Genomic DNA, 21,461 nt, shown 5'->3' with positions numbered 1-21,461 from the left:
TAGGGTGGGTCAGACGCAGTTCTAGGGTGATTATTCAGGAACTCGGGTTCGGACGCACCCTACTAATTATGCCAGTTGCGTAAATCTTGTATTACAAATCTCGATGTGTAAATCCCTTAGCATCTTTTCCTACATAACTCGCGGCCACATGGCCATCTCCAACAACTCGATACTTATAGGTAATCAACCCCTCTAAACCGACCGGCCCGCGAGGTGGCATTTGCTGCGTACTAATCCCCACTTCTGCACCGAAACCATAGCGGAAACCGTCGGCAAATCGAGTCGAACAATTGTGATAAACTCCGGCCGCATCGACTCCATTTAAAAAAGTTTCGGCTGCTTCGCTGTCTTCGGTAACAATGACATCGGTATGTCTGGAACCGTATGTATTGATATGGTTAATTGCCTCTTCCAGAGAATCTACTATTTTGATTGACAAAATCAAATCGCTGTATTCTGTAGACCAATCTGTTTCTGTCGCTTCGGCAATATTTTCGAGGATGGCGCGAGTTTTTTCGTCTCCCCGCAATTCAACTTTTTTCTGCTGCAAAGCTGCGGCAACAGCGGGCAGGATTTTAGGGGCGATCGCACTGTGAACTAACAAGGTTTCAATGGCATTGCAGGCTGCTGGATACTGAGTTTTTGCATCGACAGAAATCTCTACTGCTTTCTGAATATCCGCCGCTTTGTCTGCGTACAAATGACAAATTCCGTCGGCGTGTCCTAACACGGGAATCCGCGTGTTTTCCTGCACGAACCGCACGAAGGAATTAGAACCTCTGGGAATAATCAAATCTACATATTCATCCATTTTGAGGAGTTCGATTGTTTCTTCCCGCGTTGTCAGCAACTGCACGGCTTGGGGATTGACTGCGGTTTCTGCTAATGCTTGATGTATCACTTTTGTCAAGATTTCGCAGGAACGGACTGCTTCTTTGCCTCCTTTGAGAATGACGCCGTTGCCCGATTTGATTGCCAATGATACTATCTGAATTAAAGCTTCTGGGCGCGCTTCAAAAATAATGCCTAAAACGCCCAAAGGACAGGTTACACGCTTCAGAATTAATCCTGTATCCAATTCACGGTGAATTTGCACGACGCCGATCGGCTCAGGGAGTTTCGCAACGTCGCGCACGCCCGCGATCGCACTTTTCAACTTGCTCTCATCCAACTTGAGGCGATCGTACAGCGGTTTCGCAATTCCCTCCACCTCAGCCGCCTTGCAGTCAGCCGCATTCGCCGCCAAAATATCCGGCGCAGCAGCTTCTAAAGCTTTCGCAATAGCTTCAATAGCTTGATTTTTGGCATCAGCGGACAAAACTGCCAACTTTCTAGCAGATACGCGCGTTTTTTGGGCAATTTCAATAATAGACATGGCAGTAACTTTTAAATAGTTTTGATTGTTGGGTTTTGAATTTTGAGTTGTGAATTGAATCCGCACAAATAAATTTAGGGGCGGTTTTCAGTCTTAACAATTCTAGAGGAAATTCTATATTTTTGTTGAGACCCGTTACAGCAATCCGTATTAACAGGTTACAACAGTGAAATATAGAGAAAATCCCACGGTCATTTCCATTTGTCAATAACCTTTGGAGATTATTATGTCATCTCATGCCCCTTTACGCAAGGCAGGGCGAGCCACCAAAGCCGGCGTTAAACTGATACAGAAAACTGGCGGAAATCTCGTTTTAGCTTCCGGCGTCACCATCAGCCTGCTGTTTGGTATGGTGTTAGCGCTATCATTAGCCTCAGTTTTGATTCTCAACAGTCCCGATCCCGTCGCCGGATTGGCGATCGCACTTCCCATAACTCTGATTTTTAACATCGCTGCTTTTTTCCTATCGCCTTACTTGATGGACTTAAGCCAAAAGTGGCTCTACCATACGCGCTGGGTTTCCCTAGCAGAAATTGAAAGCCTAAGTCCCGAAACAGCAAAAGTTATTCAGAAGGTTTGCAAGCAGAAAAAACTCTCTTCTCCGCGTTTAGGAATTATCGACGACCAAAACCCTACTGCTTTTACTTACGGTTCATTTCCAAACAGCGCTCGCTTAGTCGTCAGTCAAGGTCTTTTTACCTATTTAGACGACGAGGAAATTGCCACTGTTTACGCCCACGAACTCGGTCACATCGTCCACTGGGACTTTGCAGTAATGACTTTAGCTTCGACTTTGGTGCAGATTACTTATTTAATTTACACTACAACTCAAAGAATGGGTCGAAGTGGTGGCGACAAAGCTAAAGATGCTGCCGGTACTGTAGCTGCTGTGGCTTATTTTTTTTACATCGCAGGGACTTATTTATTACTGTATTTGTCGCGGACGCGAGAATATTTTGCCGACCATTTTGCAGCCGAAACAACCGGAAATCCCAATGCTTTGTCTCGCGCTTTGGTAAAAATTGCTTACGGTATTTTGGAAGAAGGACAAAGAGCCACCGAACCCAGCCACTTATTAGAAGGAACTCGCGCTTTAGGCATTTACGATGCCAAAGCTGCCACATCTACCGGCACTGCTTACAGGATTACTTCGGAACCGGAAAAAATTGGGCGAGTGTTTTTGTGGGATATGTTTAATCCCTGGGGTTGGTGGATGGAGTTGAACTCGACTCATCCGCTGACTGGTAAACGAGTTCGCGCTTTGAGCACTTATGCCGAACAATTAGGCTTGGATATTGAGTTTGACATGGGCCGAATTATCGGCGAAGGCAACGATTTGAGCAAGCGGAGATTGTACGGCAATTTTGTGTTCGATTTGCTACTGTACAGTGCAGAAACTCTGGGCTTAGCGGTGGGTTTTGCGATCGGCATTTCGCTGTATGCTGTAAACCCGATGATGATGGTTGCTTGTCCTTTAATCGGTTTGGGTGCAGGAATTTTGGTCAAGACTTTGGTGATGTTCCCCAATTACGAAGAAGCAGAACACTTGGATGTTTTAACCTTAATGTCTGACCCTTACGCAAGTCCCTTGCGGGGTCAACCGGCGCAACTACAAGGCGAATTAATTGGTCGCGGTGATGCGGGTTATACCTTCGGTTCTGATTTGAAACTGCAAGACTCAACGGGAATGATTTATCTGCGCTATGCTTCTCGTTTTGGGCCAATTGGTAATTTTATGTTTGGCATGAAACGGGTTGAAAGTTTGATTGGAATGGATGTTAGCGCTTTGGGTTGGTTCCGTCGGGGTGTTGCACCTTGGATGGATTTGATTCAGCTTGAAAGCGATAGCGGTACCACGGTTAAGAGTTATCACCGCTTCTGGTCTGTTGTGATGGGTATAGGGGCGATCGTTCTTGGGATTGCGGTGCTATTTGTTTCATTTCCAGCTTAACAGTTGACAGGTGAAACCTTTTAAGTTAAATATAATTAAGCTCGCATTTTCGAGCTTCTTTTTTTTCTTAGATACGGTACTATCGAATTTAATACCCCTCTGAATTATGTTTTTTTTATCCAAATAGTGAGTTGACGAACCGCTTTCGACCTGTTAGCGCAGGGGCGCGATAGCGCTCTTGTAGCAAAAAAATAAGAAAGGAAGAAATAAAAAAGAAGATAGGTAATCTTATGGTGAGAAGGAAGTAATTCAGTTACGAGCAAACATGACAATCAAAATTGCTACAATCAGTTTCTTGTTGATAGTATTAAGTTTAGCAGTCAGCAACCCCAGCCAGAAACTCAGGGGTAACTTAACAAAGTTGACCGCCCAAACGGAAAACCAGGACAAAAAAAATACCATGCAACGTATTCTTGATGACAGCGCAAAATTAGAAAAACTAGCTAGCGATTTCCAATTTATAGAAGGCCCAATTTGGCATCCCGACGGCTTTTTGCTGTTCAGCGATATTCCCGCCAATATCATCTATAAATTCGGCTCAAATCAGCAAGTTGAGGTATTTCGCAGCCCTTCGGGAAAAGCCAACGGGAATACTTTAGACCAAGAAAATCGCCTACTTACTGCCGAACACGAAAATCGCCGCGTATCCCGCACAGAAAAAGACGGCAAAGTTATCACATTGGCGGATAGATATGAGGGAAAAAGGCTCAACAGTCCGAACGATTTGGTCGTTAAATCGGACGGCAGCATTTATTTCACAGATCCGTCATACGGTGTTAGTAAAGAGCAGGAAGAATTGGGTTTTTACGGTGTTTACAGGCTGACCCCCGACGGAAAATTAACTCTGCTGGTTAAGGATTTGGTGCTGCCGAACGGCATCGCTTTTTCACCCGACGAGCAAAAACTGTATGTCAACAATTCGGAAGCAGGATACATTGCCGTTTTTGATGTAAAACCCGACGGAACTGTTACCAACCAGCAGCTTTTTGCGGAGTTAAAAGACGCTAGTCAAGGCGGAGTTCCCGACGGTTTAAAAGTTGATGTAGAGGGGAATGTTTACAGCACCGGGCCGGGGGGAGTGTGGATTTTCTCGCCGGATGGTAAGCTTTTGGGGAAGATTTCTGTACCTGAGACGGCGACTAATTTGGCTTGGGGAGAAAGCGATCGCAAAACGCTTTATATTACGGGAAGTACAAGTCTGTATCGGATTCGCCTTAAAATTGCGGGCGTGCGGGCTGGAAAATGATCTAAAATAGGGCGCAGTTGAAAGTAAAGCTGTTTGTCGTGAGGACTAAAGTCCTTACGGCAAACACTTTTTATTAGGGGTCATTGAGCGGGCATAATATAATCGTACTTTGGAAAATCAGTCATTCCCAATTCTTTAATCTAAAATCTCAAATCTCAAATGGTATTAATAGCTCGGTTGCACAAATTTCTAACTGCTACAGTCGATCGCACATCCCGATCGCACACAATATTTTGGTTGACTTTAAGCTTGACATTTGCTGCACTTTATGCTATTTTAGGACTCAAGCAAGTCTTTAGCGCCGAGTATATGGTGCAAGACGATGCGAGGCAGCACGTTTTCTGGATGATGCGGTTTGTCGATCCTGAATTATTCCCCAACGATTTCATTGCTAATTACTTTCAATCAGTCGCCCCCGCAGGATACAGCACGCTCTACAAATTAGCCACAACAATTGGCATTCATCCGCTATTTCTTCACAAAATATTGCCGCTATTTCTCGGCTTAATCTCCACTTATTACTGTTTTGGCCTTTGCCTAGAAATGCTGCCAGTGCCGATGACTGGATTTATTGCATCTTTGCTGCTAAATCAGCATATGTGGATGACAGATGATTTGGCTTCCACAACGGCAAGAGCTTTTATCTATCCGATATTTCTGGCTTTTTTATATTATTTGTCCCGCAGTTCCTTGCTGCCTTGTTTGGGAGCGATCGCACTTATCGGACTATTCTATCCTCCTTACGCCTTGGTTGCTGCCGGAATTTTAGTTTTGCGCCTGCTATGCTGGAAAAACGGCGGTTTGCGCTTGTCGGGCGATCGAACTAATTACCTATTTTGCACTACAGGTTTGGGAGTAATCTTTTTAGTAATGCTGCCCTATGCCTTAGATAACTCTGAATTTGGCCCAACTTATACCGCAGCAGAAGCGAAGCAAATGGCCGAATTTGTCCCCAAGGGCAGAAATGCTTTTTTTCATCCAAATCCTAAAGATTATTGGTTGACAGGGCGGGGCAGCGGGATGTTTCCCAAGTCGCTGTTTACGCCTGTAACTCACTGTGTCGGGCTGTTATTTCCGCTGCTGCTGTTTTTGCGATCGGCTTTTCCCTTAGCAAATCAGATTCAAAGCAAAATCTGGCTTTTGCTTCAGCTATTTTTAGCATCATCAGCGATGTTTTTTGCGGCTCACGCTACCATTTTTAAGCTGTATCAACCAGGTCGCTATACTGCCTACAGCTTGCGATTTATTGTTGTGTTGATAACTGCGATCGCCCTAACGTTAATCATTGATGGAGTCGGTTATTGGGCATCAACAACCGCAACAATATTTGATATAAAAAATCTTGTTGCACTAATTACGACAACGATAATCGCTGTCGCCGTGGTGCTTTATCCCTGCTTTGTCAAAAAATTCCCTATAGTCGGGTATGTAGAAGGTAAAATGCCGGCTTTGTACAAATTTTTTGAGCAACAACCTAAAGATATCCTGATTGCTTCAATCGCGGCAGAGACTGACCAGTTGCCAACATTTAGTCAGCGTTCGGTTCTGGTGGCAAAGGAATATGCAGTGCCGTATCAGAAAGGCTACTACAGCAAATATCGGCAGCGACTTAACGATTTAATTCGCGCTCAATACACTCCAGATCAAGCTGTATTGCAAAACTTTATTAATAGCTATGGAGTTGATTTTTGGATGATCGATCGCCATGCTTTGACTCTTCAGTATGTAAAGGATGATGGCTGGCTAAATCAATTTGATGCTACACCGGAGGCGAGGCTTTCTCTCGAACAAGGGAAAATTCCCACCTTAGCTTCAGCAATGACAAGCTGTGCTGTTTTTCAGAATGAAGTTGTAGTGGTTTTGGATGCGTCTTGTATTGTAAAATTGACCGGGAATTAAGACGGATCAGAACCAGAAATAAATCCGTTACCATCCTCTGACTGGGAACCAGAAAAAAATCGGGTCTATCGACTAAAAATCTCGGTTTTCCGGTTGAACTGGAGGCAAAAAACCCGGTTGGCGACCATAAAATTAGTAGTTTAGTGATTTGTAGGGACAATCCCCCTGCAGTTGCCACTGCTGATGAGTAATGTTGCGGATATGGTGCAATTAAATAATCTCCTCAAAGGTGAATATAGATCCGGGGTCTGCTTGGTAGACAATGAAAATTCCACAAAAGCTCGATCGCCAATTATCTCTTGGGCAAAAACATGGCAACACTTTACGTCAACCCACAAACAGGCAGCGATTCCGCAGCCGGCACCCAATCGGCTCCATTCAAAACTATAGCCCGCGCCATCATCGCCCGCGCTGCATCAGGAACTACGATTCACCTAGCACCGGCAACTTACAGCGCAGCTAGTGGCGAAAAATTCCCCTTGGAAATTCCCTCGGGAGTAAAAGTTATTGGCAATGAAGCTAACAAAGGTAGAGGCATTCTGATTCAAGGCAGCGGCAAATTTGTCAGTCCCACCGCTGCAGACCAAAATATCACCATACTACTAGCAACTAATTCCCAATTGCGGGGAGTAACTGTTACTAATCTCGATAGTCGTGGCACGGGAGTCTGGATTGAGTCAACTTCTCCCACTGTGGCTAACTGCACTTTCACTCAATGCGAGCGCGAAGGCGTTTTTGCCACGGGCAGCGCTAATCCTGCGATTCTCGACAACATATTTGTGGGAAACTCTGCGGCTGGGGTGATTATGACGGGAACTGCTAAAGGAGCAATACGCCGCAATATTTTTCAAAAGACCGGTTTCGGCATTTCTCTGCAAGCTCAGTCGGCTCCTTTGATTGCTGATAACCAAATTTTGGAAAATCGCTCCGGTATAGTTGTAGCGGGGGAATCTCAGCCGATTTTACGCAATAATCGCATCGAAAAAAATACGGAATACGGTTTGACTGCGGCGGGGAAGTCGCGGCCAGATATGGGTAATGCTCAAGATTTGGGCGGGAATATCTTTCAGAATAACGGCGAATTCGACTTGCAAAATGCGACTGGGATTAAGATTTTTGCGGTGGGAAATCAGCTCAATTCTTCGCGGGTGAAAGGTTTATTTGATTTGGGCAATGTGACGCCAACTCCGACTCCTGGCGGGCTAAAGTTTAGCGACATCAGCACCCATTGGGCTAAAGATTTTATCGATCGCTTGGCAAAGATGAATATTGTTAGCGGGTTTCCTAACGGCACTTTTCAACCTTACGAGATTGTAACTAGAGCTCAGTATGCGGCGATGTTGGCGAAGGCGTTGGAATTGGTGCCGCGCCGTGAGGCGACGGTTTTTAAGGATGTGGCGGCGGATTTTTGGGCGCAAGGTGCGATCGTCGAAGCTAATCGAGCTGGCTTTTTGGCTGGATATCCAGACAGCACGTTTCGCCCGGAGCAGAATTTGACTAGAACTCAGGCGATCGTATCTTTGGTAAACGGCTTGCAGTTGGCGGGCGGCAACCCCAATTCTTTGAGCGTTTATGTCGATCGAGCTCAGATTCCCAGTTTTGCCACCGACGAGATAGCAACCGCCACAGAGCGCAAAATCGTGGTCAACTATCCCGCGCGCGAAAAGCTTTGCCCCGCCCACGATATCACCCGTGGCGAGATATCCGCCCTCCTCTACCAAACTCTCGTAGCCATAAAGCGGGCCGATCCTATTAACTCTCCTTACATCGTCTAAGGCAATTGGGAGACAAGGGAGAGGATAACTTGAGGTACAAAAAACTCACATCTTGCACCATTCTTAAGAACAGGCAAGATGCCTGTTCCACAAAGAGTAGATTTTCTTGTGGGGTGGGCATCCTGCCCGCCCTGAAAGGATTATTGAGAATGGTGCAATATCTCAGAAGAACCAACCCATCTCCCCTCGCCCTTGTCTCCAATTCCCTCACTCTCGCCGACTCTCACCAACTCTCACCCACTTCCACTCTCTCAAGTCTTGATTTGCGAGTACCCGAATCGTTTTATGATTAAACATTAAGAAATTAAGCAATCCTTAAGGTTCGACTGTCAGATTATGGCTAAAATTCAATTTTCTCGGGGTATAGACGAAGATGCTGTGCCCGAAGTGCGCCTAACCCGTTCTAAAACGGGAGCTCAAGGCACTGCCACGTTTATCTTTGAAAATCCCAAAGCTCTCAGCAGCACCAGTACCGAAGACATTACTGGGATGTACATGATCGACGAAGAAGGCGAACTCCTCACTCGCGAGGTTAAGGCTAAGTTCATCAACGGCCAGCCTGCGGGTTTGGAAGCTCTTTATCTAATGAGAAGTCCCGAAGAATGGGATCGATTTATGCGTTTCATGGAACGCTACTCGGAAGCAAACGGCTTAGGATTTAGCAAGGCATAATGGGTAGTTGGTAATTGGTAATAGGTAATTGGTAATTAGCCGATCGCCCGTTGCCGATTGCCGATTGCTTAGAAGAAGAAACTATGACGCAAATTCCTCACCCCGACTTATCTAAAATAACCGTAAATTGCGCTATCATTACTGTTAGCGATACCCGCTCGCGTGAAACAGACAATAGCGGCTTGTTAACTAAGAAGCTGCTAAAAGATGCGGGTCACTCTGTGGTAGCTTACACTGTTGTTAAAGATGATGCGGCCAAAATTGTATTGCAAATGCAGGCTTTTTCCCAGCGCCAAGATGTGGATGCAATCATTTTTAACGGCGGCACGGGCATCGCTCCCCGAGATACGACTTATGATGTGATGGAGAGTTTGCTAGACAGGATTTTACCGGGATTTGGGGAGATATTTCGGTTTTTGAGCTATCAAGAAATTGGTTCAAGGGCGATCGCCTCTCGCGCCGTTGCAGGCGTGTATCAAGGCAAGTTAGTCTTTTCTCTCCCGGGCTCTAGCAATGGTGTGAAACTAGCTGTGGAAAAGCTAATTTTACCTGAATTAGTTCACTTGGTGACGCAGTTGCGCGGAGGGTGAGAGCGAAAGTTCGGTTAATTGACTAACCGAAATAAATTTGGTTACAAGTCGCCCGAGGCATCCGTGGATCGAGAAAAAAGCTTTGAATCCTCATCGCAAGCCCCGGGGTTTAGCAGTTAGGTGGCTTTCTTCAATCTAAAATCTAAAATCGACTGACTGCATTCACCGCAAGAAACGGGTGGCTTTGAGCCGACTCTATGGCTAAAGTAAGGAAACATCAAAATTCCCTTGATTTAGACTAGATGATTTCGATGCAGAATGCGAGTGTCTATGCTAGCGAAGATTATCACCGGATTGCTCGGGCGATCGCCTTTATGCGACAACACCACCTAAACCAGCCCAATCTGGCAACTGTGGCCCAACACATCGGACTGAGTGAATATCATTTTCAACGGCTATTTACTCAATGGGCCGGCATTAGCCCCAAGCGGTTTTTGCAATATCTGACAGTTGAATATGCCAAGTCAAAAATCACTCACACTAAAAGCCTTCTCGACCTAACATTGGACGTGAGACTATCGAGTCCCGGACGATTACACGATTTATTTGTGAACTTGGAAGCAATGTCACCAGGGGAGTTCAAAGCAGGCGGAGCAGGTTTACAAATTCGCTATGGCATTCATGATACCCCCTTTGGCACATCTCTAATCGCGACAACGGTTCGTGGTATTTGTAATCTTTATTTCTTAGAGACAACAGACGAACAAACCGCCGAAAAAAGACTGCAATTGACCTGGAAAAACGCTGAAATCATTCGTGATGAGCAAACCACTCAATCATTGTGTGACCGGATTTTCAATTCAGAAACTCTGAGCGAGCAAAAACCACTAACGCTCTTGGTAAAAGGCACTAACTTTCAGATTCAAGTTTGGCGAGCACTTTTGAAATTGCCCTTTGGTGCGATCGCGACCTATCAGACTATAGCTCAACTGGTAGCTCGCCCAACTGCTGCGAGAGCTGTAGGAAATGCGATCGGTAACAATCCGATTGGCTATCTAATTCCATGTCACCGAGTCATTCGAGAATCTGGAGAACTCGGTGGCTATTGCTGGGGAGTAGAGCGTAAAACAGTCATGTTAGGTTGGGAAGCTAGCCGTACAATCTGCGGAACCACACTCGCAGAAATAGAGCGATCTAACGGTGTCAATCACCCGCAGCAGACTACCTGTGCTCCCAACACATAACCTCTGTGCGATCGGGTGCATGGGCGTTGTTTTGCTGCGTCGCCTAGAGAACTTTTAAGAACCTCCGACTTCAATCACGGTTCTTTTTTCCTGACCATCCCATCTCAACAACTGTGCGTATCTCGTAATCAGCAAGTTCACGCTTTAAAGGTCGTGGGGCACATTCATCAAGCAGGATTCGCATAGGCTGTCAGCATTTCCTTGGCTAATTCAAGAGCTGCAATTGTCTGTTCCCGACTGACACTAGGGAAATGGTCTAGAAATACCTCTAATGAATCACCAGCCTCAAGATAATCAAGTAGGGTTCTCATTGGTACACGAGTCCCCACAAAAACAGGGGTTCCCCCCAGAATATCGGGGTCGCTATGAACAACACGGGATGTTAATGTCATAACAAATTTAGCCAACTGGCTACCAGCTTTTACAACAATTGTATCCCAAAGTCCTTTGATTTTCGTGAGCATAATGCCCAAAGGAGCGCTACCATCCATTTCATCTAAACCTACAACTTTTAGCAGTTTAGGCTGGGAAGCTAGCCGTACAATCTGCGATCGATCCCGATAGCATTACTATTTTTGCTACTTGCCTTCGCAATCGATCGCAGATAAATTTCAGGGTGCAAGGTCGATCGAGGACTTCGGAGTATGTCAAAATACACTAGAAATATTGTGTATCGCCAGTTTTGCAATGACGCTGCCTACCGGATCTCGTTCTCCTGCTCTGTTCCAAACGCTTTCGCTGGTAGCTGACCCGATCGCATTTTTCGATCGCTACTCTGCCAAATACGGCGATACATTTACCGCCCGCGTGTTGGGGCCCGCTTCGCCCCCCGTGGTGTTTCTGGGCCGTCCAGAAGCGATTCAGGCGGTGTTTACGACGTTAGCCGATGCCTTTGAGTTTGGCAAAGTGACCAACGTATTTCGCCCGCTGGTGGGAAATGAATCCCTAATTATGAATGAAGGGCCGCGACATCTGCGACAGCGACAGCTATTAATGCCGGCGCTGCATCGGGAACAGTTGCACAGTCAAGGGCATTTGATTGTTGATTTGACGAAAAAGCAGACGATCGACTGGAAAGCCCCAGATGCGATCGCAGTCCGCGAAGAAATGTCAGAAATTTCGCTGCAAGTAATCTTGCAAGTCGTGTTTGGATTAGTGCCAGGAGAGCGCTACGAACGCCTGAAACAATTGCTCAGCAAGCTTTTAGAGGCGATTACCTCTGAGCTTTACTCCATACAATTTTTCTTTGAACCGTTGCAGCAAAATTTGGGCCCTTGGAGCCCGTGGGGGCAGTTTTTGCAGCAGATGGCGGAGATTGACTCGCTGATTTATGCGGAAATTGCCGAGAGGCGATCGCATTCTCTCGATTCGTCTCGCACGGATATTCTGTCGGTGTTGATGATGGCCCGCGACGACACGGGCGAATCCATCGGCGATCGAGAATTGCGCGATCAGTTGATGACGCTGTTGTTATTGGGACATGAAACGACTGGATCGGCGTTGACTTGGGCGTTTTACTGGCTGCATCAGTTTCCCGAATGTCTCGCTAGATTGCGGCAGGAATTGGATGAATTGGGCGAGAATCCCGATCCGATCGCGCTTTCGCAGTCGCCCTACTTAACAGCAGTCTGCAAGGAAGCGCTGCGGGTTTATCCAATTGCCTTAATTTCGCAGCCGCGCAAGGTGAAACGGACGATCGAACTCGAAGGCTATACATATCAACCGGGAACGATTTTAATCCCCTGTGTCTATTTGGCGCACCGTCGCCCTGAAACCTACGAAAATCCCGCTCAATTCAATCCCGATCGCTTTTTAGAGCGCAAGTTTTCCGCCTCTGAATTTTTACCGTTTGGAGGCGGGAGTCGAAGCTGCATCGGGATGGCGTTATCGATGTTTGAAATGAAACTTGTTTTAGCAACGGTGCTGTCTTCGCGTGAGTTTGTATCGAATATCGATCGGCCAATTCGTCCGGCGCGCCGGGGAATCACCTTTGTTCCGCCCGATCGATTCCGATTAACGGTTGTAGGCGATCGGCGTTAGATGAGAGTGAAACGCCGTGTCAAGCAAGATATGTTATTCGATGAAAATCCCAGCAACTTGGTCTCCATTCATAGTCATGTGTGCCACAAATTCATCTCCACCATCTTCAAAACTCAGCTTCCACAAATAAATCGGAGAATTACCTTGTTTTATCTCACCAAAATAAGTAATTGAATATCCCTTTTGCAGGCGTGAAGCAAGCTGCTCGCTAACATCGTCAAACATTTTTTGTGTAATACTCGCTTTGTAGCCTGCATCACCGACTGTAGTAAAAAGCTCGTAATTTTTCGATGCAGTGGCATCCAAGATAACCTGCAAACAATCGATGACGTTTTGAGAGGGGGCTGTCGGGTTCATGAAGATGTCCTTCTTTTAGGGTTCTATCAAAATGTGTAACGAATGGCGCTGTTAATAGCTCCTACGGCTGCCTAATATCCAATCCGGTAGGACGGGAATTATTTATCGGTAGGGGGCGCGATCGCATAAATTTTAAAATCCACAGATTAGATTATTTACACTCACGCACCGTCCCAAGGATGGAATAATATCTATGCAATTTTACCATTTATAGCCGTTTTCAATCGAATTAAATAAATACAGCTTTAGACACGGCACTGCCGTGTCCTACCCGATATCTCTACTTCACTATACTGAAAAGCGCTATATTGCCTCAGCAACAATAGTGCGGTGTCGGACTGTATTGCAAGTAATTGTCGGCTGTGCAAAACCCGAATCTACTAAAGCTTGCTCAATATCTAACCCAAAATACTGATCCAAATAAGGCTCCGTACTCTTGAGCAAAGTCAAAATATAAGGAGGCATTTTGGCATAAACTTCCGACTGAGGATTCATATCCATAATTGTCAAGTGTCCGCCAACACGTAGCAAACGCCTCGCTTCCCGGAAGATTTCTCTAGTAGCTTTCTGCGGCAATTCGTGACAAACTAAACAAATAGAAACTAAATCAAAACCAGCCGCAGGCAAACCCGTAGATTCCGCAGCAGCGTGAACCCAAGTCGGAGATTTTTGATTTAAAGCTTCAGCTTCTCGCTGTTGAGAACGGTATTTAGCAACTGCTAAAAAATAAGGCGACAACTCCACCCCAGTCATCTTCGCTTCCGGGTAAACATCCCCAAGAGCAAAGGTACTCATTCCCACGCTGCATCCCAAATCGACAATATCTTTCGGTGAAGAAGCAATTTGAGATTTGATAATTTCGTGATAGCTGGCGCGGAGTTTAGCATCGCCTTCGGCACCCGCTTCCGGGCAAATTCCGGCGTGAACTGTACGGGCTGCCACTTCAACTTCTGTAGCAGCTTCCCAACTCATATTACCTTTTTCATAAGCGTGGAATGAAGTTAGATAATATTTCGGGTAAACAAGATCGGGATTTTGGACGCTGAGCAATTCTGCATCCCAATTTCGAGCTAAAAGTGCTTGGGATTCTTGTCGCCAATGCACTCCGATTTTTTCAGCTCTTTTTATCATCATTTCCCGCGCTTGGTGCTTGGCTAGATTGGCCAAAGGCTTGATGGAGAGTACGCCATTTACTAAGCGCGATGCTAATCCTGGAGTTTTGTTAACTGCAACAGTCATATTTTATTTTTTGCTATTTTGCGCCATTTATTTTAACACGTTTAGGCGATTTTGAGTCGGTCAATATAATGAAACTTAACTTTGTGCTGGCGAGTGAAATGCAAATGTTTTGTGGAAAAGACTTTTTTTAATGAACCGCAGAGGCCGCAGAGAACGCAGAGTTAGAGAAGAGACAAAAGCTCAGAGGATTGCAAAAATGGAGCGGGTCGTCTAATATTTATTTGTGCTTACCTACTTAGTTCTGGGGAAATCATCTGGAATCGGGAATCTGATTTTCCGAAGTTGGAGTATTTGGAAGAACACTTTAAATCTGGCTATTCAGGAGTTTGTGATGAACAAATCTATTGTGGAATTGGTTGACAATTTGCCGTCTGATGGCGTCACTGTGAAGATGTTAAAATCTCTCGATTTTGTTGTTCCGGGCGAGTGGAACAATGTAACGGGTTTTGATAATACTATTCAAGCGGTGACAGGGGAAACAAAGCGCAAATTAGTTGGGAAAATTCGCGATCGCGCGATCGAGCTTTACGCCAACCCCAACGAGCCGTATCAAGGCGTAGTCAGGCTTTACCAGTTAGCCGACAGCGCCGACAGTGCGTTAGGTGCAACGGCTATGGCCAGTAAAATCGGCGAAAACATCGGCTTTCTTTCCTTTCTCAACCGCCTCACTCCCAAAGCTGACACCACTCAAACGATCGACTTGTGCGTCAAAGTGGCGATCGAGCTAATTGCCTTCTGCAAACTTAACAATATTTCCCTTGACAATGTGGGAAGCTTTGGTAATTATTTATCCCATTACAGAGGCGAATCTCTGATGCGGATGGCTGCATTAGTGTGTGTTGACGGTTTAATTCCCCTCGGCCCGGACTTCATTAGAGTAGCACAAAATACCCTAGGCGGATTGAATCCTTCAACCTTGCAGCAAAACTCAACATTCCAAAATATCAGCAACCTAATTCCCGGCGCAAATAATTCACAAAAGTTCGGATTTGTGACAGCAAGTTTCGCCTCAGCGCAAGGTTGGATGAACAATTTAGTACAGTCTCGCGGCTTAACTCCCGCCATAGTTTTAGGCCATCTCAAGCAATACCTTGATGTTGCCGATGACAAATTGGATTATGTGGCGGCGTTTTTAGACATGACTACCAATTATTACGAACATACGGGAATTCAGACGGTTGCTCGCCGATTGATCGATCGAGCTTATGCTGAAATAGCCTCTGGCAGAGACTAGAAAAGTCCTTCCCAGATGAGGGAACAGAGGAAGGTAGAGCATGGTAACGAGGGAACTGGTTAGGTTCGCGTTTGCCATGCTGTTGAGTCTCTGCTACGCCAGAAAAATGGCGGTCACTATCACTCGGCTTGATACAATGCGATAATACACAGCATAGGGAAAGCGACGCACCACGGATCGCCGAACATCGCGATAGACAACTGGATATGACTCCGGCATCTGGCAAATTCGATCGAGCATTTCGTCAATACAGTCTAAAAACTCGTCACCAAGTCCTAGTTGCTGACTTTCATACCAAGTGTATGCTTCATCCACTTCTTCACGAACTTCTGGACGGAATACTAACGCATAATTCATAGTTTATTTTCGTGCTTTGACTGAAGCTTTAACTTCTTCCCAAGTCAGCACATTATCAGGATTTGCTTCAGAATCATCAATTCGGCGATCGATTTCCTGCTTTTGAAAGTCTGTCAGGTCTGGGTGAACCTGTTCTGTCGCTATACTGTCTAAGATTGCTTGTACAAGACGAATCCGATCTTGAACGCTGAGGGCGACGATCTGATTTAAAGTGCCTGTGAAATCCATAAATTTGAGTTAAGCGCCAAGGACTTAGTAGATTATTATAACTCAAAACCAAAATCGAGGCCGAGCCAAAGCATCTGCGTTCCCAGCCTCTTCCTCGGAACGAGGGAATAAACCTCGCAATGTGAGTTAAAATAAGCAGATTATGTTTAGCAAACCTCTTTTAATCGCATTGTGAAAAACAAATCGCTTCCTTCATCCGTAACAGTCAAGCTAGGCAAATTTGTCTGGACATCAATGTGGCAATTAATGATGTCAAAACTAGCGCCGCCCGATCGCACCGGAGCATACATTCGCCCCACCAGCAGTTTCCGCAACTTTGTCAGCACTGCACCAGACAACCCTTACCAACCCGCTGCGGGACGGTATCGCCTCTTTGTGGGTACGGGATGCCCTTGGGCGCACCGCACTCTGGTGACGAGGGCGCTCAAAGGGCTTGAAGATGCGATATCGGTGTCGATTGTCTATCCCTCTGAAGGGGGAATGTGGGTGATGGAGTCGGAGACTTTTGGCTGCAACACGGTGCCGGAACTTTACCAGTTGGCTTTACCGGGCTATCAGGGGCGGTGTACGGTGCCGGTACTCTGGGATGACTCGAAAAAGACGATCGTCAATAACGAGAGTTCGGAAATTATTGTGATGCTAAACTCGGAGTTTAACGAGTTTGCTAGCAATCCTCAAATGGATCTTTATCCTCTGGATTTGCGATCGCAAATTGACGAGTGGAATGAGAAGATTTACCAATCGGTGAATAACGGCGTTTATCGCTGCGGTTTCGCGCAATCTCAAGCTGCTTATGACTCGGCTTGCAGTGAATTGTTTGCTGTTTTAGACGAGATCGATCGATCGCTCTTGAGGAGTCGTTACCTTTGTGGCGATCGAGTGACTTTAGCAGACGTGCGGCTTTTTACTACTCTATTCCGTTTTGATGCTGTTTATTACAGCTTGTTCAAATGCAATGTGCGCCGCATTCAGGATTACGAGCATTTGGGAGCTTATCTGCGCGATTTGTACCAGTTACCGGGAGTTGCAGGCACTTGCGATTTGGAGGCTGTGAAGCGCGATTATTACGGCAATTTGTTCCCGCTGAATCCCGGCTGCATTATCCCCGCTGGGCCCGATCCGGCGAGTTTGCTCAAAGCTCACGATCGCGCACGAGTCAGCAACCCGGTTTCTTAACAAAATCCGGCGTGAAGATGCCAGAATAATCGCAGAAACCCGGTTTCTAGGATGCTTGGGCGATCGCGCAGAAACTCAAAAACGGGGTTGATCTCGTTCCCAGGCTCTGCCTGGGAACGCATTCCCAGAGGCTCTGCCTCGCCTTAACCCTCTAACAAACCCTCCATTCTCTCCTTTACTCAAACCTCACGATCAACAAAATATTGATGTTATTTTGAAGTGAGGTTAAGCAATATTCAAAATCAAATCATGTCTGGCGATCGCCCGAGTCATCTCAAAAGGCGATCGCACTCATATACAAAAATCCAAACAAGGAATTGGCCATGTTAGGAAATGAGGCTTATCGGAAAGTACAGCAGCGCATTGAACAGGCACGGCGACAGGGAGCAATAGAACTTGATCTTAGCTACATGGAACTGACGGAACTGCCAGAGGCGATCGCATCCCTCACCCAGTTGCGACAGCTTTACCTCTCCTACAACCAACTGAGGTCACTACCAGAGGCGATACGCTCCCTCACCAGGTTGCAACTGCTTGACCTCAGCAACAACCAACTGAGGGAACTGCCAGAGGCGATACGCTGCCTCACCAGGTTGCGACAGCTTTACCTCTCCTACAACCAACTGAGGTCACTACCAGAGGCGCTCGCATCCCTCACCCAGTTGCGACAGCTTTACCTCTACAACAACCAACTGACGGAATTGCCAGAGGCGCTCGCATCCCTCACCAGGTTGCAACAGCTTGACCTGAGCAACAACCAACTGAGGGAACTGCCAGAGTCGATCGCATCCCTCACCAGGTTGCAAGAGCTTGACCTCAAAAACAACCAACTGAGGGAACTACTAGAGGCGATCGCATCCCTCGCCAGGTTGCAACTGCTTGACCTCAAAAACAACCCTCTCAATCCTGACCTCGCTGCTGCCTATGAGCAAGGCACTGAAGCCGTCTTGCAATACCTGCGGGCAAAAGCACAAGCACAAATCACCCTGAATGAAGCCAAACTGATTTTGATCGGTGAAGGTGAGGTGGGCAAGAGTTGTCTGTTGGGAGCATTGCGCGAGGATGAATGGCTAGAAAGTCGTCCCACCACTCACGGCGTTGAAATTAAGCCAGTTATTGTCACCCATCCCGACAGCCACACAGATATCTCACTCAATGGTTGGGATTTTGGCGGTCAACCGATTTATCGACCCACACACCAGTTGTTTTTCAGTGCACCAGCCGTGTATCTGGTGGTGTGGAAGCCACGGGAAGGCCCCCAGCAGGGCTTTGTCAAAGAGTGGATTACCCTGATCAAACATCGGGAACCAGATGCCAAAGTGCTAGTAGTCGCAACCCACGGCGGCCCCGGACAGCGACAACCCGACATTGACAGACAGGAAATTCAGGATCGATTCGGCAGTGATACGGTGCTTGACTTCTTCCATATAGACAGCAAACCCGACCTTCAGAACTCCTGCACCGGGCTGGCAGAATTAAAACAAAAGATTGCTAGTGTCGCCGCATCTCTTCCCGAAATGGGACGTTCCGTTCCCGCCAAGTGGCAGCGAGTGCGGGAAATCTTGCAGACAAACGACAAAGCCTATCTGCCCTACGATGATGTCCTTGCCATCTGCGCTCAACAGGGAATCGATAAAGAACAAGCAGAACTTTTCCTTCGCATTTCCCATACCTTGGGGCATTTCATCCATTACCATTACGATCCAATACTGCGGGATATCGTCATCCTCAAACCCGACTGGCTAGCAAAGGCAATCAGCTTCGTACTCGATGATGAAACAACCCGCCGTCGCAACGGTTTAGTAGATTTTCAGCATCTGGGCGAATTATGGAGTAATCCCCCGTTTCCAGGCGAGGACGGCTACCGGCAAGAACTACATCCCATCTTTCTCAAGCTGATGGAACGCTTCGATTTGTCCTACCGGGTGGTGCTCGACCCAGCTAAACCCAGCAATACCAGCTTGATTGCTCAACTTGTACGCGATACACGCCCGGAATTGCCCAATTGGGGAGAGCAACCGGAAGCGGGAGATAGACAACAAGTGCAAATATGCCGGATTGTGGACGATCGAGGACAACTTGCAGTAGCAGAAGGATTGTTTTATCAATTGATTGTGCGCTTGCACAAATACTCACTGGGGCGCTGCAATTACGAAAAAAGTATCCATTGGCAACGGGGTTTGATGCTGGACAACGACTACAACGGTAGGGCTTTGCTGGAATATGTTAACACGGATGTAAAAATCACGGTGCGGGCTGCTTATCCAGAACGGTTCTTGTCTTATCTCACGGAAGAGATTAAATGGCTAGTCGAGAATTTCTGGGAAGGATTGCGATGTAATGTGATGGTTCCCTGCATTGCGACTTGTGGTAAGAATGCGCCGGGAAACGGTTTATTTGAGGTTGAGAAACTAATTGAGAGCAAAAAGAAGAATCGTGATGAGTATCCCTGTCCCATTTCAAGCTGTGGTGAATGGCAAAACATCGATTGTCTGCTGAATAACGCGCCGACTGCTCAACCCCCATCGCAAGAAATCGGCATTCAGCAATTGCGAAATATTTTCAAAGACGAGCTAAAAATCATCCGAAAAGATTTAGTGATTTTCGATCGTCGAGGTGAAGAACGCTTTCAGTCATTGTCTCAGGATCAGCGGATAATTCTCAGCAAAGTCGATGAGGAATTTGCGTCGCTGATGCAAATGCTCACCGATGAAGCGAAAGATGGCCCGCGCCTGTTCAGTTTCAAGCCCGTCGATCCGAAGTTTTTCGATCGCCCCAAATGGATAAGTACAAAATTGCAAATTACCCTCTGGTGCGAACACTCTCGTCAACCGCTTCCCGCCTTAAATCCTAACGACAAAAAGAAGGGAGTTTATGAATTGGAAGTGTCGCGCGAATGGTTTACCAACGCAGCCCCCTATCTCAAAATTTTGAGCGGAACCCTTAGTTTAGTCTTACCTGTAGCAGCCTCGGCAACCAAGCTAATGCTAGATGAAGCCACCTACAAAGGTATTGAAGAAGAACTCGATTTAGGACAAAAAAGCATCGAGTCTACCTTGAAAGGAAGCGATTTAGCGACTAATTTGTCTAGCGACAGAGATGCCCCTGATTGGCAACAGGGCGAAGCAGCCATCCGTGCCCAAGGCTCGATTTTGCGAGAATTACACGCGCTGCTAAAAGCAAAAGATCCTGGCTTTGGTGGCTTGGTGCGGGTGCAGAACAGACGCCGCGAATTTCTGTGGGTTCATCCTCAGTTTGTAGATGAGTATTAATATTTTTATATTGCCACCATTATTACGATCGTGTGATAATTTAAACAGGAAATCCCTCGTTCCCAGGCTCTGCCTGGTAACGCATATCCAGAGGCTCCGCCTCGCCCTAACCCGCCAACAAACCCTCCATTCCCTTCCAGGCTCTGCCTGGTAACGCATATCCAGAGGCTCCGCCTCGCCCCAACCCTCAAACAAACCCTCAATTTCCCTTCCAGGCTCTGCCTGGTAACGCATATCCAGAGGCTCCGCCTCGCCCTAACCCACCAACAAACCCTCGATCGCCCCAATGGGAAGAAGCAGATACAAAGTAATATATTCCGACAACCAACCGCACTTTGTCACCACTACAATTATCAACTGGATTCCTGTATTTTCTCAAGCAGAAATAGCACAAATAGTCTTAGATTCCTTAAGTTTTATGCAACGGGAGAAGCGTTTAGCTTTACACGGTTACGTGCTGATGGAAAATCACTTGCACTTAATCGTAACTTCTTCTGAATTGTCAACGCAAATGAGAAATTTTAAATCATTTACTGCTCGCTCCATAATTGACTTGCTTGAAAAAAATCAAGTTACCAACATCCTCGATCAACTCGCCTTCTATAAAAAGCTACACAAAAAATACCAAAAATATCAGCTATGGCAAGAAGGGTTCCACCCGCAAGCTATTTTGGATGAGGCAATGCTGTTGCAAAAATTGGAGTATATCCACAATAATCCTGTTAGGCGCGGCTATGTTGACGATCCAGCTTGTTGGAGATATTCTAGTTATCGAAATTATATGGGTCAGGATGGATTGTTGCCAGTTGATTTGATTGATTGTTGAGTCGGATGATTTGTTTGAAGGAGCGAGGCAGAGCCTCTGG

19 protein-coding genes are annotated in these 21,461 nt (G+C 46.4%); 12 read left to right on the top strand and 7 right to left on the bottom strand.

Translation table 11 applies throughout. The annotated features are described in order from the left end of the window. Nucleotides 1–91: 91 nt before the first annotated feature. Complete coding sequence (locus tag D0A37_RS19120; protein WP_242716710.1) at nucleotides 92–1,375, bottom strand: glutamate-5-semialdehyde dehydrogenase; 1,284 nt, start codon at nucleotides 1,373–1,375, stop codon at nucleotides 92–94. Nucleotides 1,376–1,601: 226 nt separating this feature from the next. Between D0A37_RS19120 and D0A37_RS19115 the strand changes: the two genes are divergently transcribed. From D0A37_RS19115 to D0A37_RS19085, 7 genes are all read left to right on the top strand, one after another. After that, a complete protein-coding gene (locus tag D0A37_RS19115; RefSeq protein WP_242716708.1) occupies nucleotides 1,602–3,326 on the top strand; it encodes a zinc metalloprotease HtpX in 1,725 nt (574 codons plus the stop codon). A gap of 265 nt (nucleotides 3,327–3,591) precedes the next feature. Continuing rightward, on the top strand, nucleotides 3,592–4,572 hold the full coding sequence (locus D0A37_RS19110) for an SMP-30/gluconolactonase/LRE family protein (protein ID WP_242716706.1): 981 nt from the start codon (nucleotides 3,592–3,594) through the stop codon (nucleotides 4,570–4,572). Nucleotides 4,573–4,731: 159 nt separating this feature from the next. Then, the gene (locus tag D0A37_RS19105; RefSeq protein ID WP_242716704.1) at nucleotides 4,732–6,471 is read left to right on the top strand and encodes a hypothetical protein; all 1,740 of its coding nucleotides are present in this window, start codon (nucleotides 4,732–4,734) and stop codon (nucleotides 6,469–6,471) included. Nucleotides 6,472–6,782: 311 nt separating this feature from the next. Further along, complete coding sequence (locus D0A37_RS19100; protein ID WP_242716702.1) at nucleotides 6,783–8,246, top strand: DUF1565 domain-containing protein; 1,464 nt, start codon at nucleotides 6,783–6,785, stop codon at nucleotides 8,244–8,246. Between the two features lie 336 nt (nucleotides 8,247–8,582). Then, nucleotides 8,583–8,918, top strand: a complete 336-nt coding sequence (gene psb28 / locus D0A37_RS19095) for a photosystem II reaction center protein Psb28 (RefSeq protein WP_242716700.1) — start codon at nucleotides 8,583–8,585, stop codon at nucleotides 8,916–8,918. Between the two features lie 83 nt (nucleotides 8,919–9,001). Further along, the gene (locus D0A37_RS19090) at nucleotides 9,002–9,508 is read left to right on the top strand and encodes a MogA/MoaB family molybdenum cofactor biosynthesis protein (RefSeq protein ID WP_242716698.1); all 507 of its coding nucleotides are present in this window, start codon (nucleotides 9,002–9,004) and stop codon (nucleotides 9,506–9,508) included. A gap of 251 nt (nucleotides 9,509–9,759) precedes the next feature. Continuing rightward, nucleotides 9,760–10,692, top strand: coding sequence for a bifunctional helix-turn-helix domain-containing protein/methylated-DNA--[protein]-cysteine S-methyltransferase (locus D0A37_RS19085; protein ID WP_242716696.1), 933 nt, complete (start codon nucleotides 9,760–9,762; stop codon nucleotides 10,690–10,692). Nucleotides 10,693–10,859: 167 nt separating this feature from the next. Here the strand turns inward: D0A37_RS19085 and D0A37_RS19080 are convergent, their stop codons facing one another. Then, nucleotides 10,860–11,156, bottom strand: a complete 297-nt coding sequence (locus D0A37_RS19080; protein ID WP_242716694.1) for a DUF433 domain-containing protein — start codon at nucleotides 11,154–11,156, stop codon at nucleotides 10,860–10,862. Between the two features lie 55 nt (nucleotides 11,157–11,211). Further along, nucleotides 11,212–11,343, bottom strand: coding sequence for a hypothetical protein (locus tag D0A37_RS29120; protein WP_278187091.1), 132 nt, complete (start codon nucleotides 11,341–11,343; stop codon nucleotides 11,212–11,214). 36 nt (nucleotides 11,344–11,379) lie between these two features. Between D0A37_RS29120 and D0A37_RS19075 the strand changes: the two genes are divergently transcribed. After that, nucleotides 11,380–12,732, top strand: coding sequence for a cytochrome P450 (locus D0A37_RS19075; RefSeq protein WP_242716692.1), 1,353 nt, complete (start codon nucleotides 11,380–11,382; stop codon nucleotides 12,730–12,732). 33 nt (nucleotides 12,733–12,765) lie between these two features. On the opposite strand, the gene D0A37_RS19070 is transcribed toward D0A37_RS19075, so the two are convergent. Both D0A37_RS19070 and D0A37_RS19065 read right to left on the bottom strand, forming a co-directional pair. Further along, complete coding sequence (locus tag D0A37_RS19070; RefSeq protein ID WP_242716690.1) at nucleotides 12,766–13,089, bottom strand: hypothetical protein; 324 nt, start codon at nucleotides 13,087–13,089, stop codon at nucleotides 12,766–12,768. A gap of 303 nt (nucleotides 13,090–13,392) precedes the next feature. Beyond that, a complete protein-coding gene (locus D0A37_RS19065; RefSeq protein ID WP_242716688.1) occupies nucleotides 13,393–14,328 on the bottom strand; it encodes a class I SAM-dependent methyltransferase in 936 nt (311 codons plus the stop codon). A gap of 331 nt (nucleotides 14,329–14,659) precedes the next feature. Between D0A37_RS19065 and D0A37_RS19060 the strand changes: the two genes are divergently transcribed. After that, entirely contained in the window at nucleotides 14,660–15,562 is a 903-nt protein-coding gene (locus D0A37_RS19060; protein ID WP_242716686.1) for a hypothetical protein, read from the top strand. 93 nt (nucleotides 15,563–15,655) lie between these two features. On the opposite strand, the gene D0A37_RS19055 is transcribed toward D0A37_RS19060, so the two are convergent. Further along, the gene (locus D0A37_RS19055; RefSeq protein ID WP_242716684.1) at nucleotides 15,656–15,919 is read right to left on the bottom strand and encodes a type II toxin-antitoxin system RelE/ParE family toxin; all 264 of its coding nucleotides are present in this window, start codon (nucleotides 15,917–15,919) and stop codon (nucleotides 15,656–15,658) included. A gap of 3 nt (nucleotides 15,920–15,922) precedes the next feature. Then, nucleotides 15,923–16,147: an addiction module protein gene (locus tag D0A37_RS19050; RefSeq protein WP_242716682.1), complete on the bottom strand. Its 225-nt coding sequence runs from the start codon at nucleotides 16,145–16,147 to the stop codon at nucleotides 15,923–15,925. A 234-nt stretch (nucleotides 16,148–16,381) separates the two neighbouring features. On the opposite strand from D0A37_RS19050, the gene D0A37_RS19045 reads away from it, so the two are divergent. From D0A37_RS19045 to D0A37_RS19035, 3 genes are all read left to right on the top strand, one after another. Next, nucleotides 16,382–17,323, top strand: a complete 942-nt coding sequence (locus tag D0A37_RS19045; protein ID WP_242725623.1) for a glutathione S-transferase family protein — start codon at nucleotides 16,382–16,384, stop codon at nucleotides 17,321–17,323. A 323-nt stretch (nucleotides 17,324–17,646) separates the two neighbouring features. Continuing rightward, nucleotides 17,647–20,595 carry a COR domain-containing protein gene (locus D0A37_RS19040; protein WP_242716680.1) on the top strand — a complete coding sequence of 983 codons (2,949 nt, stop codon included), beginning with the start codon at nucleotides 17,647–17,649 and terminating at the stop codon, nucleotides 20,593–20,595. A gap of 286 nt (nucleotides 20,596–20,881) precedes the next feature. Beyond that, nucleotides 20,882–21,421 carry an REP-associated tyrosine transposase gene (locus tag D0A37_RS19035; RefSeq protein WP_242716678.1) on the top strand — a complete coding sequence of 180 codons (540 nt, stop codon included), beginning with the start codon at nucleotides 20,882–20,884 and terminating at the stop codon, nucleotides 21,419–21,421. The last annotated feature ends 40 nt before the right edge of the window (nucleotides 21,422–21,461 follow it).

The sequence above is a fragment of the Microcoleus vaginatus HSN003 genome (assembly GCF_022701255.1).
GTDB classification, from domain to species: domain Bacteria; phylum Cyanobacteriota; class Cyanobacteriia; order Cyanobacteriales; family Microcoleaceae; genus Microcoleus; species Microcoleus vaginatus_B.
Note: the sequence above shows the minus strand (reverse complement) of the source record. Positions and strands in the feature narration are given on the sequence as shown.